The following is a 14,903-nucleotide window of genomic DNA, read 5'->3' on the forward strand; positions in this document are numbered from 1 at the left end:
ACATGTATCACGACGTCAGCCATCTTCTCTCCCGCCTGATTAACGGCCCCACGCCGCTGCGCCAGGTTTATTTTGCCAGCACCAGTAGCTCAACGCCGGAGCTGGCGTATCAGGTCGATTTTCCCCGGCTGGAAATTGTGCTGGAAGGTGAGTTCACCGATAACGGAGTTGCTGGCGCATCCGCGACGTTACTGCCTTGCGATGTGCTATTCGTTCCGGCTGGCGGCTGGAACTTTCCGCAGTGGCTCACACCGGTCACCACGCTCAGCATTCTGTTCGGCAAACAGCAACTGGGTTTCAGCATCGTCCAGTGGAACGGCAAGCAGTATCAAAATCTTACCCGCCAGCACGTCGCGCGGCGTGGGCCACGAATTGGCTCTTTCCTGCTGCAAACGCTCAATGAAATGCAGATGCAACCGCAGGAGCAACAAACCGCCAGGCTAATCGTTGCGAGCTTACTGAGCCACTGCCGCGATCTGCTGGGCAGCCAGATCCAGACCGCATCACGCAGTCAGGCGCTTTTCGAAGCCATTCGCGACTATATTGATGAACGCTACGCTTCGCCGCTCACCCGAGAATCCGTCGCGCAGGCGTTTTACATCTCACCCAATTACCTCTCCCACCTGTTTCAAAAAACGGGCGCTATCGGGTTTAACGAATACCTGAATCACACGCGACTGGAACACGCGAAAACGCTGCTGAAGGGTTATGAGCTGAAGATCAAAGAAGTGGCGCACACCTGTGGGTTTGTTGACAGCAACTATTTCTGCCGCCTGTTTCGCAAAAATACCGAACGTTCGCCGTCAGAATATCGTCGGCAATACCACAGCCAGCTGACGGAGATAAAAGCTAATCCAAAGTAAGATGTGTGTGCTGTGGTGCAGAAAGCAGCTTTCGCACGGCGCTCATCACCCGCTGCGGCTCTCGCAGAAATGCGCTAATGCCCGACTGGACGTATCGGCTCTGCGTAAATCGCTCGGCTCCTGCCAGTTCAATATCGGTAATGAGCAACACCGCATCAGCGCGGTTAATATCTTCTTCCGTCAGGCGATTTTCGGTACCCAACGCGCCCTGAGTTTCAATCTTGATGCTCCATTTCTCCTGCTGGCAGAGTTTCTCCAGCCGTTCAGCAGCCATATAAGTATGGGCCACGCCGCTTACGCACGCGGTGACTGCAACCAGATATCGTACAGGTGCGATGGCCATACTATCCTCCTACTGTTACCTGAAATCCGGCGCATTCTGCCATCTTACGTATAAAATCTATCTCTTGCGCCGACGGGACGGGCACTTCTTTCATCGACCAGGGTAATCCGAGCAGCTTGTATTTCGGTTCGCCATATTGATGAAACGGTAGCAGGTGCACCTGCTTTATGCCCAATGATGACAACAGCGTCAACGCCTGCTGCGTGTTCTCTACATTCATCGTGAAGCCCGGAATCAGCGGCAGGCGAGGTATGACATTAATTCCTTCAGCGACCATTAGTCGTAAATTCGCCAGCACGCGCGGCAGGTTCATATTAATGGTCTCACGCGCCAAATGGACATCCATAATTTTGAGGTCAAACAGCACCTCATCGCACTCTCTTGCCAGCGATAACAAACGACTGGCTGGCGCATCGCCAGCCGTTTCAATCGCGCAGCGAACATCCCAGCGCCGCAGACGTTGCAGGAATCGTACGGCAAAGGGCGCTTGCATCAGCACTTCACCACCGGAAAGCGTCACCCCCCCGCCAGAGGTGCGAAAGAAAATATCATCTTTCATCACTTCACGTTCCAGCTCATCCAGTGAGATATCACGACCAATACGTTCAAACGCACCGGAGGGACACTCATCAGCATCACGTAGACAGGGTGTACAGTGCAGGCATTTACTCTCCCGCCGTACTGTTTCAATACGTGGGGAGAGAGATTCAGGGTTGGCGCACCACGGGCAGGTATGCGGACAACCTTTAAAAAAGACTACCGTACGAATACCTTGTCCATCATTCAGTGAGTAACGCTGAATATTAAATATACGCGCGACGTCCTCGCCACGTGGGTCAATAACCTCACAGCTGATGCGCGGTGCGGCGAATGATGTCATCCTGGATCTCCTTCGACAGCTCGACAAAGAAGGCGCTGTAACCCGCCACGCGCACCACCAGCCCGGCGAAATCTTGTGGGCGCAGCTGCGCCTCTCGCAATGTGTCGGCATTCACCACGTTAAACTGGATGTGCTGGAGCTTGAGCTGGGTAAATGCCCGCAGAAAATCCGCCAGCTTGCGTAAACCAGCCTCACCTTCCAGTGTGGCTGGCGTAAACTTCACGTTCAGCAAAGTCCCATTGGAAAGCAACGTGTTATCCAGCTTGCTGACCGATTTCAATACCGCCGTCGGCCCTTGCATATCCTGCCCCAGCATCGGCGACAGCCCTCCGTCCGCCAACTGTTCCCCGGCGAAGCGACCATCTGGTGTCGCTCCGACGACCGAACCCAGCGGCACGTGCGCAGAGACAGTATATGAACCCGGCGTAAATTGCCCGCCGCGTGGATTCTGGTATTTCTCTACCTCTTTACAGTAATGACGCAGCAGTTCGGCGCTGATGTTATCTACATCATCAATATCGTTGCCGTATTTTTCGAAGCGGTTAATCAGCCTGGCGCGAATTTTCTCGCCTTCCGGGGTAGCAAAGTTGTCTTTTAGCACCGACAAAAGTTCGTCAAAAGTTAAGCGCTGTTGTTCAAATACCAGTCCATTGAGCGCATGCAGCGAATCGCTCAGGTTCGCAATGCCGATCCCCTGTACGCCGGAGAAGTTATAACGCGCGCCGCCGTCGGTAATATCACACCCTTTATCCAGGCAATCGCTAATAAACGAGGAGAGCAGCGGCACCGGCGCCCAGTCGCGATGACCGATATCGCAGATGTTACTGCCTTCGACCATCAACGTAATGTAGTGGCTGATTTTGGCACGAATATGCTTCAACAGGTCTTCGTACGTCAGCGCGCGATTGCCTTCGTTCTCATGCAGGCAGATTTCCATTACTTTCAGCAGATTAAACATGGCGATGTCGTGCAAACCGTATGTTCTGCCTGGAATAGACAGCTCGACACAGCCGACTACCGCGTAATCTCGCGCATCTTCCAGCGAGACGCCACGGTTAAGAAATGCGGGCACCACCACTTCATCATTAAAGATTTGCGGGATACCGGTCCCGAGGCGAATGGTCTGTGCCGTTTTCATCAGGAACGGCGTATCGATCAACGCGTTCGTGCGCACACCGAGATTTGGTTGCGGCAGTTGTACGCTCTGATAAGCATCAAGGCAGAGAAACGACAGTACGTTTACCGCACTACGACCATTCTCCGTTAATCCCCCAAGCAGTGCGGTGTAACCCGTTGGGAAGCCAGCGAAATAGCGCGCGCTGCTGGTGGATCGCAGCAGTACAATGTCATTGCATTTCACCCATAGCGATTCGAGTATTTCTTTTAAGAATGCAGGATCTTCCCCCTGCGTCAGCGAGGTCTGATAAAACGGCAGCATATACTGGTCGAAGCGTCCGAGTGAGAGCGAACTGGCGTTGGACTCATATTGCAAAATAATGTTCATGTACCAGAACAGCTGACATGCTTGCCAGAAGGTTTGCGGTTTATGCTGGGCGTTATGCCGGGAGTTTTCAGCAATCGTCAGCAATTCCTGACGTCGCTGCGCATCCGGGCAGTTTTCCGCCATTTTTTCTGCCAGCAGGGCGTAACGCAGAATGTGGCTTTGCGAAGCCTCAAGCAGCAGCAGCGCAGCCTGATAAAAGTGGTTATCCGCCTGCTGCAGACAATGCGCCCGCATCTGCGCTACCAGTTCGCCAAGCCCGAGATTCAACAGGCGTGGATAATCAATAATGATATGCCCCTGACCTTTATCCGTCTGGTTAACGCTAAAAATCTGCGTACGGACAGCGGCTTTTACCTCATCGGTCATCTGACCGTTGATGAAATCTTTCATCGACCGCTTTTCCCAGTACGGATACAGCACATCGCGATAGAGATGTTTATCCTCTTCGCTGATGTCAAAACGGTCCTGCGGACGGGTTGGAAACTGCTCCAGCTCGTTGAGCAGCCAGTAAGGATCCATTTCCGGCGACATTATGCCCGCCCGCGGTTTAACGGTGCGGTTCCCGGCTATCAGTTCCTCATCACGAATCGATATTTCAACGTGCTCAAGAATATATGCGGTGGCTTTCGCCCGCCGCAGAATAACCGGCTCTCCCTCCGTCTGCTGGTGGCTGGCGGTATATAGCAGCGCACGCTCAAGCGAAATTTCGCGGTTATTTTGAAACAGAGCGTTTTTTAAACGTTGGATACGGCTAGTCATGAGGAACTCCTGTAGAAAAACTGATGCCAGATGACGCTGTGCTTATCTGGCCTACGTATCAGTAGGCCGGATAAGTCGAAACCACCTTCCGGCAAACAAACCGTTATGCGGTTTGCGCAAGGTGTGCGCCAATCTTGTTCATGATGGCGTCGGCACGTTTCACTGCATCGCTGATGTTGACACGAACGATAGTTTTGCCCGCAAAACGCTCTTCAAACTTAATACCAATGTCTTTGGTCAAAATGACCATGTCGGCTTCTGCCACATCCGCCGCGGTCAGTTCGTTTTCCAGACCGATCGACCCCTGAGTCTCAACCTTTACTTCCCACCCCTTGGCTTTAGCGGCGCTTTCCAGCGCTTCAGCGGCCATATAGGTGTGGGCAACGCCAGAAGGACATGCAGTTACTGCGATAATCTTGGTCATGACTCATTCCTCGCTTAATTCATTTCAAAATCTAAATCCAGGTCGTCTTCTTTCTGGTCGACCTGAGACACTTTTTTCCGCGCCAGACTTTTCAGTACGTTAACGCACACTGCGGTCACTACAGCCCCTACGGCAACCGCCGCGATATAACCCAATTTTCCTTCAACGACCGGCAGAACAATCAGCCCGCCCCAGCCGGCATAACACTGCGCACCAAACAGCGCGGCGGTTACCGTGCCGCAGGCGGAACCCACCATAATGGATGGGATAACGCGCAGCGGATCGGCGGCAGCAAAAGGAATTGCGCCTTCCGTTACGCCAACGCAGCCCATCACCAGCGCGGCTTTACCGGCTTCACGTTCTTCAGAAGAGAAATTCTTACGACCAATCAGCGTCGCCAAACCTAAGCCCAGCGGCGGCACGCAGATCCCTACCGCGGCGATGGCCACCACGGTATAAACCCCCTGCGCCACGCAAATCAGCATGAAAGCGTAGGCAACTTTGTTAATCGGCCCCCCCATATCGAAGGCCAACATCAGTCCCATAATTACCGCCAGCAGCACGATGCTGCCCTGCTGCATACCCTGCAGCCACTCGGTTAGGCTAGTGGTTAACGCGCCAACGGGTTCTCCCAGGCCCCACATCATGATGCCTGCGGTGATAAAGGTGCCGACAATAGGAATAACGAAGATAGGCATTACCGATCGCAACACCTTATGTACGGGGATCTTCTTCAGATAATGGACGACGATACCGCCAATAATCCCGGCAATTAGCGCGCCGAAAAAACCTGCGCCGAAGCTGTTTCCCACCCATGCGCCAATCGCACAAGGGGCGAGAGCAGAACGTTCAGCAATGGAATAACCAATGTAAGCGGCAAGGAATGGCACCATCAACGTCAGCCCTGCGACGCCAATATCAAACAGTTTCTTGAGATTAGGATCGGTCGCTGCATCCGGTACCGCGCCCTTGCCATACAACATGACGGAGACCGCCAGCAAAATTCCACCCGCGACAACGAAGGGGATCATATGCGAAACACCCGTCATCAGGTGCTGACGGGTATTTTTCAGGATTTGTACCAACTCTTTCATAAGTCGCTCCCAGGCTGCCTAAAGCCCATATCCATAAACTTGTTGCGGAAAACAATAGGCAATCCGACGCGGCGCAAACAGTGGATAAAAAGGCCATTTGCTGGACTTTTGTAATGTCAGCGCAAAAATGCGATCCGCCTCATAACTTGTAGTTTCTCGGAATTTATAGAGGACAAACTGACTTGTGAGGGATATCTCACTTTGATGGTTACATTACATTTATCCAGTTTTTGGCAGATTTGTCAGATGGCAGGCTCAGGCGTTGCCCTTTTATCCTGTAGCGAGAAATCGTTATGGGAGATGAGGCTATGGCCCTGATTGTGGAATTTACCTGTGAGCTGCCCAATGGCGTACATGCGCGCCCGGCAAGTCACATAGAAACGCAGTGCAACATCTTTACTTCGCACATTGAGTGGCACAACCTGCGTACCGAACGTAGGGGTAACGCCAAGAGCGCATTGGCGCTGATTGGCACCGATACTCTGGCAGGTGATAGCTGCCAGTTGCTGATTTCCGGTGCTGATGAACAGGCAGCCCACCAGCATTTAACCCAATGGTTACGTAATGAATTTCCACACTGCGATGCACCGCTAGCGGAAGCCAAAAGCAACGAGCTGGAGCCACTTCCTGCATCCCTCACCAATCTAAACCCACAGCTTTTTCGCGCTCGCACCGTCTGCAGCGGCAGTGCGGGAGGCGTTCTGAGTCTGCTCTCTTCGCTGGATCTCAACGCCCTTAACAATCTCCCATCCGCTAAAGATATTGAAACCGAGCAGGCGGCACTGGATAACGGCTTAACGCTGCTGATGAAGAATATTGCGTTTCGGTTACTCGACAGCGACGGCGCAACCAGTGCGATTCTGGAAGCACACCGCTCGCTGGCAAGCGACCTCTCACTGCGTCAGCACCTGCTCGCTGGAGTATCTCGCGGGTTAAGCTGCGCCCAGGCGATTGTCGAAAGTGCCGGACATTTTTGTGATGAATTCGCCCGCTCCAGCAGCAGTTATTTACAGGAACGTGCGCTGGATGTGCGCGATGTCTGCTTCCAGCTTCTGCAGCAAATTTATGGAGAGCAGCGTTTTCCTGCGCCGGGAAAACTAAGCCAGCCTACGGTCTGTATGGCGGACGAGCTCACACCGAGCCAGTTCCTCGAACTGGACAAAACATTGCTGAAAGGCTTGCTGTTAAAAAGCGGCGGTACCACTTCACACACGGTGATTCTCGCCCGGTCATTCAACATTCCTACGCTGGTTGGCGTGGATATTGAATCCTTAATGCCATGGCTGCAGCAAACGGTTTATATCGATGGTAACGCAGGAGCGGTCATTGTTGCCCCTGATGAATCCGTCGTACGTTACTACCAGCAGGAAACCCGTATCCAGGATGCCATTCGAGAACAACAACGTATCTGGCTGACCCAGGAGGCGCGCACGGGTGATGGCATCCGCATGGAAGTCGCCGCCAACATCGCCCATTCCGTGGAAGCGCAAGCAGCCTTTGGCAACGGTGCGGAAGCGGTTGGCCTGTTCCGCACGGAAATGCTGTATATGGACCGTACCTGCGCCCCGGATGAGAACGAGCTATACAACATTTTCTGCCAGGCGCTGGAGCCCGCACAGGGACGCAGCATCATTGTGCGCACCATGGATATCGGCGGTGATAAACCCGTTGATTACCTGAATATTCCTGCCGAAGCCAACCCGTTCCTCGGTTATCGCGCGGTGCGTATCTATGAAGAATACGCCGCTTTGTTTACCACACAACTGCGATCAATCCTGCGCGCATCAGCGCACGGTAGCCTGAAAATCATGATCCCAATGATCTCCTCTATGGAAGAGATCCTGTGGGTCAAAGAGAAGCTGGCCGAAGCCAAACAGCAACTGCGTACTGAACACATCCCGTTTGATGAGAAGATCCCGCTCGGTATCATGCTGGAGGTTCCGTCAGTGATGTTCATCATCGATCAATGCTGCGAAGAAATTGATTTCTTTAGTATTGGCAGTAATGACCTGACGCAATATCTGCTGGCGGTCGACCGCGACAACGCCAAAGTTACCCGCCATTACAACAGCCTGAATCCAGCCTTCTTGCGCGCACTGGATTACGCCGTACAGGCGGTACATCGGCAGGGGAAATGGATTGGCCTGTGCGGCGAACTTGGCGCTAAAGGTTCAGTGCTACCGCTGCTTGTGGGACTGGGTCTGGACGAGATCAGCATGAGCGCTCCCTCCATTCCCGCCGCCAAAGCGCGGATGGCGCAACTTGACAGCCGCGCCTGCCGTCAGTTGCTGAATCAAGCAATGGCGTGTCGAACGTCGCTGGAGGTCGAACATCTGCTGGCTCAGTTCCGCATGACCCAACAGGATACCCCTCTGGTTACCGCCGAGTGCATCACGCTGGATAGCGACTGGCGTAGTAAAGAGGAGGTCATCAAAGGGATGACCGACAACCTCCTGCTGGCAGGTCGTTGCCGCTATCCGCGTAAACTGGAAGCCGATCTGTGGGCGCGCGAAGCGGTCTTCTCTACCGGATTAGGTTTTAGCTTCGCCATTCCGCACAGCAAATCAGAACATATTGAGCAGTCCACTATCAGCGTAGCGCGCCTGCAAGCGCCGGTACGTTGGGGTGATGATGATGCGCAATTCATTATTATGCTGACGCTCAACAAACACGCCGCGGGCGACCAGCATATGCGTATTTTCTCGCGTCTGGCACGGCGCATTATGCATGAAGAATTCCGTAACGCGCTGGTTAACGCCGCCTCTGCCGACGCTATCGCCAGCCTGCTGCAACATGAACTTGAACTTTAAAGAGGGTGTTTTTGTATGGAACTTTACCTTGATACCGCCAACGTTGCGGAAGTCGAACGTCTGGCACGCATCTTCCCTATCGCGGGTGTCACCACCAACCCAAGCATTGTGGCAGCAAACAAAGAATCCATCTGGGATGTGCTGCCGCGCCTGCAAAACGCCATTGGCGAAGAGGGCATTCTGTTTGCCCAAACCATGAGCCGCAACGCACAAGGCATGGTGGAGGAAGCCAAACGTCTGAGCAACGCGGTCCCCGGTCTGGTGGTAAAAATCCCGGTGACATCCGAAGGTCTGGCCGCGATCAAGATGCTGAAAAAAGAGGGTATCACCACGCTGGGAACCGCCGTGTACAGTGCCTCTCAGGGGCTGCTGGCAGCGCTGGCGGGGGCGAAATATATCGCACCTTACGTTAACCGTATTGACGCGCAGGGCGGCGACGGAATTCGCACGGTACAAGAACTGCAAACGTTACTGGAACTGCATGCGCCAAACAGCATGGTACTGGCAGCCAGCTTTAAAACCCCTCGTCAGGCGCTGGATTGCTTACTGGCAGGATGCGAAGCAATCACCCTGCCATTAGACGTAGCGCAACAAATGCTCAATACCCCTGCGGTAGAGTCAGCAATAGAGAAGTTTGAACATGACTGGAACAATACATTTGGTCACATCAACCTGTGAGGGAAATAAAGTATGGATCGCATTATTCAATCACCTGGTAAGTACATCCAGGGTGCCGATGTTATTACCCGTCTTGGCAACTACCTCAAACCACTGGCAGAGCGCTGGCTGGTCGTTGGGGACAAGTTTGTCTTAGGCTTTGCCCAAGGCGCACTGGAAAAAAGCTTCCAGGATGCCGGACTGGCGCTGGAGATTGCACCGTTTGGCGGCGAGTGTTCACAAAACGAAATCGACCGTCTGCGCGGCGTGGCAGAAAAAGCGCAATGTGGCGCAGTACTTGGTATTGGCGGCGGTAAAACGCTGGATACTGCCAAAGCGCTGGCGCACTTTATGGGCGTGCCTGTCGCCATTGCGCCAACCATCGCCTCTACCGATGCACCGTGCAGCGCGCTGTCCGTTATTTACACCGATGCCGGTGAATTCGATCGCTATTTGCTGCTGCCCAATAACCCGGACAGGGTCATTGTTGATACCAAAATTGTCGCGGGCGCACCGGCGCGTCTGTTAGCCGCGGGCATCGGCGATGCGTTGGCGACCTGGTTCGAAGCGCGCGCCTGTTCACGCAGCGGCGCAACCACCATGGCGGGCGGTCAGTGCACTCAGGCGGCGCTGGCGCTGGCTGAGCTGTGCTTTAATACGCTGATAGAAGAAGGTGAAAAAGCGATGCTGGCCGCCGAGCAGCACGTGGTAACGCCTGCGCTGGAGCGCGTTATTGAAGCCAACACCTATCTGAGCGGCGTCGGTTTTGAAAGCGGCGGTCTGGCAGCGGCGCACGCCATCCATAACGGCCTGACGGCAATCCCGGATGCGCATCACTATTACCACGGCGAGAAAGTGGCTTTCGGCACGCTGACGCAACTGGTACTGGAAAACGCGCCGGTCGATGAAATTGAAACCGTTGCGGCGCTGTGTCATTCCGTTGGCCTGCCGATTACCCTGGCGCAACTGGACATCAAACAGGATATTCCGGCGAAAATGCGCATTGTGGCTGAAGCTGCCTGTGCCGAAGGCGAAACCATCCACAACATGCCTGGCGGCGCAACGCCGGACCAGGTGTATGCCGCCCTGCTGGTGGCTGACCAGTACGGTCAACGTTACCTGCAAGAGTGGGAATAACCGACCAATAAAAATCCCCGCAATTGCGGGGATTTTTTTGTTCATACTATGCCGTACCCGCGCAAGCGACATCCGGCATGGTCTGTTACAGCAGATCGAAACGATCCAGGTTCATCACTTTCACCCATGCGGCAACGAAATCTCTCACGAACTTCTCGTGAGCATCGCTGCAGGCATAAACTTCAGCCACTGCGCGCAGTACAGAGTTAGAACCAAACACCAGATCGGCGCGAGTTGCGGTGTATTTTACCTCGCCGCTCGAACGGTCACGGCCTTCAAACAGCTCTTGTGACTCATCAACCGCCTTCCACTCATGACGCATATCCAGCAGATTGACGAAGAAGTCAGTGCTGAGTACGCCAGGGCGATCGGTAAAGACGCCGTGCTGGCTACCATCAAAGTTGGTGCCCAGTACGCGCATACCGCCCACCAGCACGGTCATTTCCGGTGCGGTTAGCGTCAACTGCTGCGCTTTGTCGATCAGCAGCGACTCGGTGGTCGACACGTCAGGACGAGCGCGGTAGTTACGGAAACCATCGGCAATCGGCTCAAGCAGTTCAAACATCTCAATATCCGTTTGATCCTGACGCGCATCCACGCGACCCGGCGCAAAAGGTACCTTGATGCTGACACCCGCAGCGCTAGCCGCCTGCTCGATACCGACAACACCGGCCAGCACGATAATATCGGCCAACGAGGCAGTATGGGCAGACTTATAAATACCTTCCAGCACAGGCAGAACGCGTGCCGCGGTGGCATTCACATCCCAGCCGCGTTGTGGGTCCAGCGCCAGACGCGCACCGTTAGCGCCGCCACGTTTATCCCCGCCACGGAAAGTCGATGCCGAAGCCCACGCTACCGATACCAGTTCGCCCACGGACAGTCCGGAAGCAGCGATGGTCGCCTTCAGCTTCAGGATATCTTCTTCGCTTGGGTTGAAGAACGCATGCGGCAGCGGGTCTTGCCAGATCAGATCTTCTTTTGGCACTTCCGGGCCAATGTAACGCGATTTTGGCCCCATATCGCGGTGCGTCAGTTTAAACCACGCACGGGCAAACGCTTCGTTGAACGCTTGCGGATCGTTCAGGAAACGGCGAGAGATCTTTTCGAACTCAGGATCGAAACGCAGCGTCAGGTCAGTAACCAGCATCGTCGGCTTGCGTTTTTTCGACGGATCAAACGGATCGGGAATAATTTCTGGCGCGTCAACCGCTTCAAACTGAATCGCGCCTGCCGGACTGCGAGTCTGCACCCACTCATATTTGAACAGGTTCTCGAAGAAATAGTTGCTCCATTGGGTAGGCGTCTGCGTCCACACCACTTCCAGACCAGAAGTAATTGCATCCGCGCCCGCGCCACTACCGTAGCTGCTGGCCCAGCCCAGGCCCTGCGCTTCAATCGGTGCAGATTCTGGATCGGCGCCAACGTGCGATGCCGCTGCTGCGCCGTGGGTTTTGCCCAACGTATGACCGCCGCCAATCAGCGCCACGGTTTCTTCGTCGTTCATCCCCATGTTACCGAAGGTCGCGCGAATAGCCGCTGCCGCAGAAAGCGGTTCGCCGCTATGGTCCGGCCCTTCCGGGTTCACATAAATAAGGCCCATTTCGGTGGCGCCCAGCGGCGCTTTTGCCAGCTCTTCCGGGTGACGGTGAGTCAGCCAGGCTTTTTCATCACCCCAGTTTACGTCGAGATCCGGTTCCCAGACATCTTCACGACCGGCACCAAAGCCAAAGGTACGGAAACCTGAGTTTTCCAGCGCCACGTTACCCGCGAGGATAAACAGGTCGGCCCAGGAAATTTTCTGACCATATTTCTGCTTGATTGGCCACAGCAGACGACGCGCTTTATCCAGGCTGACGTTGTCCGGCCAGGAGTTCAGTGGTGCAAAACGCTGCTGTCCGCGACCCGCTCCACCGCGTCCATCGATAGAGCGATAGGTTCCCGCGCCGTGCCATGCCATGCGGATAAACAATCCGGCATAGGTTCCCCAGTCAGCGGGCCACCACGGTTGAGATTCGGACAGAAGGGCTCTGAGATCCCCTTTCAGGGCAGAATAGTCGAGTTTACTAAACTCTTTGCGGTAGTCGAAGTCCTCACCCAGCGGGTTCGAACGGTTGGAATGTTGGTTTAAAAGATCAACGCGGAGTTGATTTGGCCACCAGTCGCGGTTGTTCGTTCCTGCTCCCGCGCTCTGATCGTGACCGCCTTGATGAAAAGGACACTTACCGGCAGTTGATGCGTTTTGGCTATCGTCGGACATGCTCATCTATATGCTCCCTTTACAGTGTTCTGACTACGATATACACCACCAGAGATAAGATATAGTCGAAATAACCCACAGATTCGATAGCTAATTCCTTTTATATTTTAAGTTGCAGAGATGTAGATCAAAATGATCAACAAAAAGCCCTCCGTAGAGGGCTGGGGCATCTGTTTAGTTAGGTCTTACACCCAGTGTGTGACAAATAGCGTAGCTCATCTCGGCACGATTGAGGGTATAGAAGTGAAAATCCTTCACCCCTTCGCGACTGAGAATTTTCACCATATCCATGGCGATATTCGCGCCTACCAGCTTGCGGGTTTCCGCGTCATCATCAAGACCATCAAACATGGTCGACATCCACGCAGGAATGCGGACGTTGGTCATGTCAGCAAATTTTTTCGCCTGCTTAAAGTTAGATACCGGCAGGATGCCCGGAATAATTTCCACATCAATTCCCGCAGACACGCAGCGATCGCGAAAGCGCAGATAGCTTTCTACATCGAAGAAAAACTGGGTGATCGCGCGGTTTGCACCGGCATCAACCTTACGCTTCAGGTTCAGCAAATCCGCCTGAGCGCTTTTCGCTTCCGGGTGCACTTCCGGGTAAGCCGCAACGGAGATATCGAAGTCTGCAACGTCTTTCAGCAGAGTCACCAGGTCGGAAGCATACATATCCGGTTTACCGCTTCCCGGCGGCAGGTCGCCGCGCAGGGCAACAATATGACGAATACCGTTATGCCAGTAGTCCTGAGCAATGGTACGCAGCTCATCGCGGGTCGCATCAATGCATGTCAGGTGCGGGACCGCTTCAAGACCAGTGCGATCCTTAATGCCTTTAATAATGCTATGCGTACGGTCGCGCTCACCAGAGTTTGCACCGTAAGTAACTGAAACAAACTTCGGCTTCAGGCTGCTCAGGCGATCGATGGAGTTCCACAGGGTTTGCTCCATTTCACTGGTGCGCGGCGGGAAAAACTCAAACGAAACGTTAATCTGACCCTGCACTTCTGCCAGGCTCTGATTCAGGGCTTCCCGCTGGTTGGCGTGAAAAAAGCTCATACCTTACCTCATCAATCTTTTGTCGTTATATGTTGTGTTGTGAACTGCTATACGTTTAGACGTCTAGATGTAAAAATGACGGAAAAGCATGCTGGCGTCAACACAAAAATCATCGTTAAAGGTGAGGAATACTCAGCCAACGTGAAAAAAATTCACATCAGATTGAAATGGTGAGGGATTGCGTCACGACCGTCTGTAGCCACTCTACTTTTGTTACGTTCTCAGGCAGCGTCGCTAACCCCATGCTAAGACGCAATTCTGTATCAGTAAGCGGAAGGAAGATCACGCCCTGACGCTGGATAGCGGAAAAGGAGGCCGGAACCAGGCTCAGACCGTCACCCTGCGCGATCCGTGCCAGCAGCACGTCATGTTCCATCGGCTCCTCAATAAGAGCAGGAGAGTAACCGGCACGACGAAAAATGTGTCGAGTGTAATCAAAAAAAGCAGGGTTACGTTCACGTTTGAACCAGAACAGCGGTCGGTGGTTCAGCGACGTTAACGAGAGCGAAGGTAGAGCCGCCTCGGGCCAGAGCGTGGGTAAGGCGGCAATCATCGATTCTTGCCAGCCGAGCGGCGTGACGCTAAGACCCGAATTCTCAAGCGGTAGCGCCACCAGCGCTGCATCCAGTTTTCCCCGACGCACCTTACGCGCCAGTTCAGGCGAACCATGACGGACAATATGTAGCTTCTGTACACGCGTAGCAAGCTGCGACTCAAACGCAGCAAAAACGCCCTGCTCAAACGCCGTACTTAGCCCTAAGCGCAGAGATTGCTCTCCCGTTTTCGCTATCTGACTCAACGCCGTCCAGGTTTTATCCTGTAACGCCAATAGCGGGCGCACGATTTCAAGTACGCGTTGGCCGTCCTCCGTCAGCGTAAGTCCACGGGTATGACGGACAAAAAGCGTCACCCCCAGGCGCTCTTCAAGCTGGCGAATGTGGCGACTCAGCGGCGGCTGCGACATAAATAAACGCAGCGCCGCTCGACTCATGTTGTTCTCTTCCGCCACCACGGAAAAATAGCGTAGAAGGCGGATATCCAGAGAGTGCAAAGGCGATGTTGTCATACCGAAAAGGTATCACGGAAACGGTATTACCCCAATCATTCCGC

12 protein-coding genes are annotated in these 14,903 nt (G+C 54.0%); 4 read left to right on the forward strand and 8 right to left on the reverse strand.

The features are described from left to right. Positions 1-2 precede the first annotated feature (2 nt). Positions 3-863 (forward strand): helix-turn-helix transcriptional regulator, encoded by an 861-nt coding sequence (locus OGV52_RS00120; protein ID WP_287107936.1) that lies wholly within the window; start codon positions 3-5, stop codon positions 861-863. On the opposite strand, the gene OGV52_RS00125 is transcribed toward OGV52_RS00120, so the two are convergent. The 5 genes from OGV52_RS00125 to OGV52_RS00145 form a co-directional block, all read right to left on the reverse strand. Next, on the reverse strand, positions 850-1,206 hold the full coding sequence (locus OGV52_RS00125) for a PTS fructose-like transporter subunit IIB (RefSeq protein WP_016155282.1): 357 nt from the start codon (positions 1,204-1,206) through the stop codon (positions 850-852). The genes OGV52_RS00120 and OGV52_RS00125 overlap by 14 nt on opposite strands. A gap of 1 nt (position 1,207) precedes the next feature. Beyond that, positions 1,208-2,086, reverse strand: a complete 879-nt coding sequence (locus OGV52_RS00130; protein ID WP_047497598.1) for a [formate-C-acetyltransferase]-activating enzyme — start codon at positions 2,084-2,086, stop codon at positions 1,208-1,210. Beyond that, positions 2,052-4,349 (reverse strand): formate C-acetyltransferase, encoded by a 2,298-nt coding sequence (locus tag OGV52_RS00135; RefSeq protein ID WP_287107915.1) that lies wholly within the window; start codon positions 4,347-4,349, stop codon positions 2,052-2,054. The genes OGV52_RS00130 and OGV52_RS00135 overlap by 35 nt, the downstream gene beginning before the upstream one ends. 103 nt (positions 4,350-4,452) lie before the next feature. Then, entirely contained in the window at positions 4,453-4,773 is a 321-nt protein-coding gene (locus OGV52_RS00140) for a PTS fructose-like transporter subunit IIB (RefSeq protein WP_016155279.1), read from the reverse strand. A 14-nt stretch (positions 4,774-4,787) separates the two neighbouring features. Continuing rightward, positions 4,788-5,867: a PTS fructose transporter subunit EIIC gene (locus OGV52_RS00145; RefSeq protein WP_003825153.1), complete on the reverse strand. Its 1,080-nt coding sequence runs from the start codon at positions 5,865-5,867 to the stop codon at positions 4,788-4,790. A 308-nt stretch (positions 5,868-6,175) separates the two neighbouring features. Here OGV52_RS00145 and ptsP point away from each other — a divergent pair, with 308 nt between their 5' ends. The 3 genes from ptsP to gldA are packed head-to-tail and all read left to right on the forward strand — an operon-like array spanning position 6,176 to position 10,471. Further along, positions 6,176-8,677 (forward strand): phosphoenolpyruvate--protein phosphotransferase, encoded by a 2,502-nt coding sequence (ptsP, locus tag OGV52_RS00150; RefSeq protein ID WP_287107937.1) that lies wholly within the window; start codon positions 6,176-6,178, stop codon positions 8,675-8,677. 15 nt (positions 8,678-8,692) lie between these two features. Continuing rightward, a complete protein-coding gene (gene fsa, locus OGV52_RS00155; protein ID WP_016157926.1) occupies positions 8,693-9,355 on the forward strand; it encodes a fructose-6-phosphate aldolase in 663 nt (220 codons plus the stop codon). A 12-nt stretch (positions 9,356-9,367) separates the two neighbouring features. Continuing rightward, positions 9,368-10,471, forward strand: coding sequence for a bifunctional L-1,2-propanediol dehydrogenase/glycerol dehydrogenase (gene gldA / locus OGV52_RS00160; protein WP_016155275.1), 1,104 nt, complete (start codon positions 9,368-9,370; stop codon positions 10,469-10,471). An 85-nt stretch (positions 10,472-10,556) separates the two neighbouring features. Here gldA and katG read toward each other — a convergent pair whose 3' ends face one another. From katG to OGV52_RS00175, 3 genes are all read right to left on the reverse strand, one after another. After that, positions 10,557-12,737, reverse strand: a complete 2,181-nt coding sequence (gene katG, locus OGV52_RS00165; protein WP_016155274.1) for a catalase/peroxidase HPI — start codon at positions 12,735-12,737, stop codon at positions 10,557-10,559. 168 nt (positions 12,738-12,905) lie between these two features. Beyond that, positions 12,906-13,793: a methylenetetrahydrofolate reductase gene (gene metF / locus OGV52_RS00170; RefSeq protein WP_016155273.1), complete on the reverse strand. Its 888-nt coding sequence runs from the start codon at positions 13,791-13,793 to the stop codon at positions 12,906-12,908. A gap of 157 nt (positions 13,794-13,950) precedes the next feature. After that, the gene (locus tag OGV52_RS00175; RefSeq protein WP_287107917.1) at positions 13,951-14,859 is read right to left on the reverse strand and encodes a LysR family transcriptional regulator; all 909 of its coding nucleotides are present in this window, start codon (positions 14,857-14,859) and stop codon (positions 13,951-13,953) included. Positions 14,860-14,903 lie beyond the last annotated feature (44 nt).

This window comes from Citrobacter sp. Cb041 (assembly GCF_030336655.1).
GTDB classification, from domain to species: Bacteria; Pseudomonadota; Gammaproteobacteria; order Enterobacterales; family Enterobacteriaceae; genus Citrobacter; species Citrobacter braakii.

What these genes read in the sequence shown, in the direction of transcription:
- OGV52_RS00120 (WP_287107936.1), top strand. Translation starts at nt 3, where the DNA reads ATGTATCACGACGTCAGCCATCTTCTCTCCCGCCTGATTAACGGCCCC.
- OGV52_RS00125 (WP_016155282.1), bottom strand. Translation starts at nt 1,206, where the DNA reads ATGGCCATCGCACCTGTACGATATCTGGTTGCAGTCACCGCGTGCGTA.
- OGV52_RS00130 (WP_047497598.1), bottom strand. Translation starts at nt 2,086, where the DNA reads ATGACATCATTCGCCGCACCGCGCATCAGCTGTGAGGTTATTGACCCA.
- OGV52_RS00135 (WP_287107915.1), bottom strand. Translation starts at nt 4,349, where the DNA reads ATGACTAGCCGTATCCAACGTTTAAAAAACGCTCTGTTTCAAAATAAC.
- OGV52_RS00140 (WP_016155279.1), bottom strand. Translation starts at nt 4,773, where the DNA reads ATGACCAAGATTATCGCAGTAACTGCATGTCCTTCTGGCGTTGCCCAC.
- OGV52_RS00145 (WP_003825153.1), bottom strand. Translation starts at nt 5,867, where the DNA reads ATGAAAGAGTTGGTACAAATCCTGAAAAATACCCGTCAGCACCTGATG.
- ptsP (WP_287107937.1), top strand. Translation starts at nt 6,176, where the DNA reads ATGGCCCTGATTGTGGAATTTACCTGTGAGCTGCCCAATGGCGTACAT.
- fsa (WP_016157926.1), top strand. Translation starts at nt 8,693, where the DNA reads ATGGAACTTTACCTTGATACCGCCAACGTTGCGGAAGTCGAACGTCTG.
- gldA (WP_016155275.1), top strand. Translation starts at nt 9,368, where the DNA reads ATGGATCGCATTATTCAATCACCTGGTAAGTACATCCAGGGTGCCGAT.
- katG (WP_016155274.1), bottom strand. Translation starts at nt 12,737, where the DNA reads ATGAGCATGTCCGACGATAGCCAAAACGCATCAACTGCCGGTAAGTGT.
- metF (WP_016155273.1), bottom strand. Translation starts at nt 13,793, where the DNA reads ATGAGCTTTTTTCACGCCAACCAGCGGGAAGCCCTGAATCAGAGCCTG.
- OGV52_RS00175 (WP_287107917.1), bottom strand. Translation starts at nt 14,859, where the DNA reads ATGACAACATCGCCTTTGCACTCTCTGGATATCCGCCTTCTACGCTAT.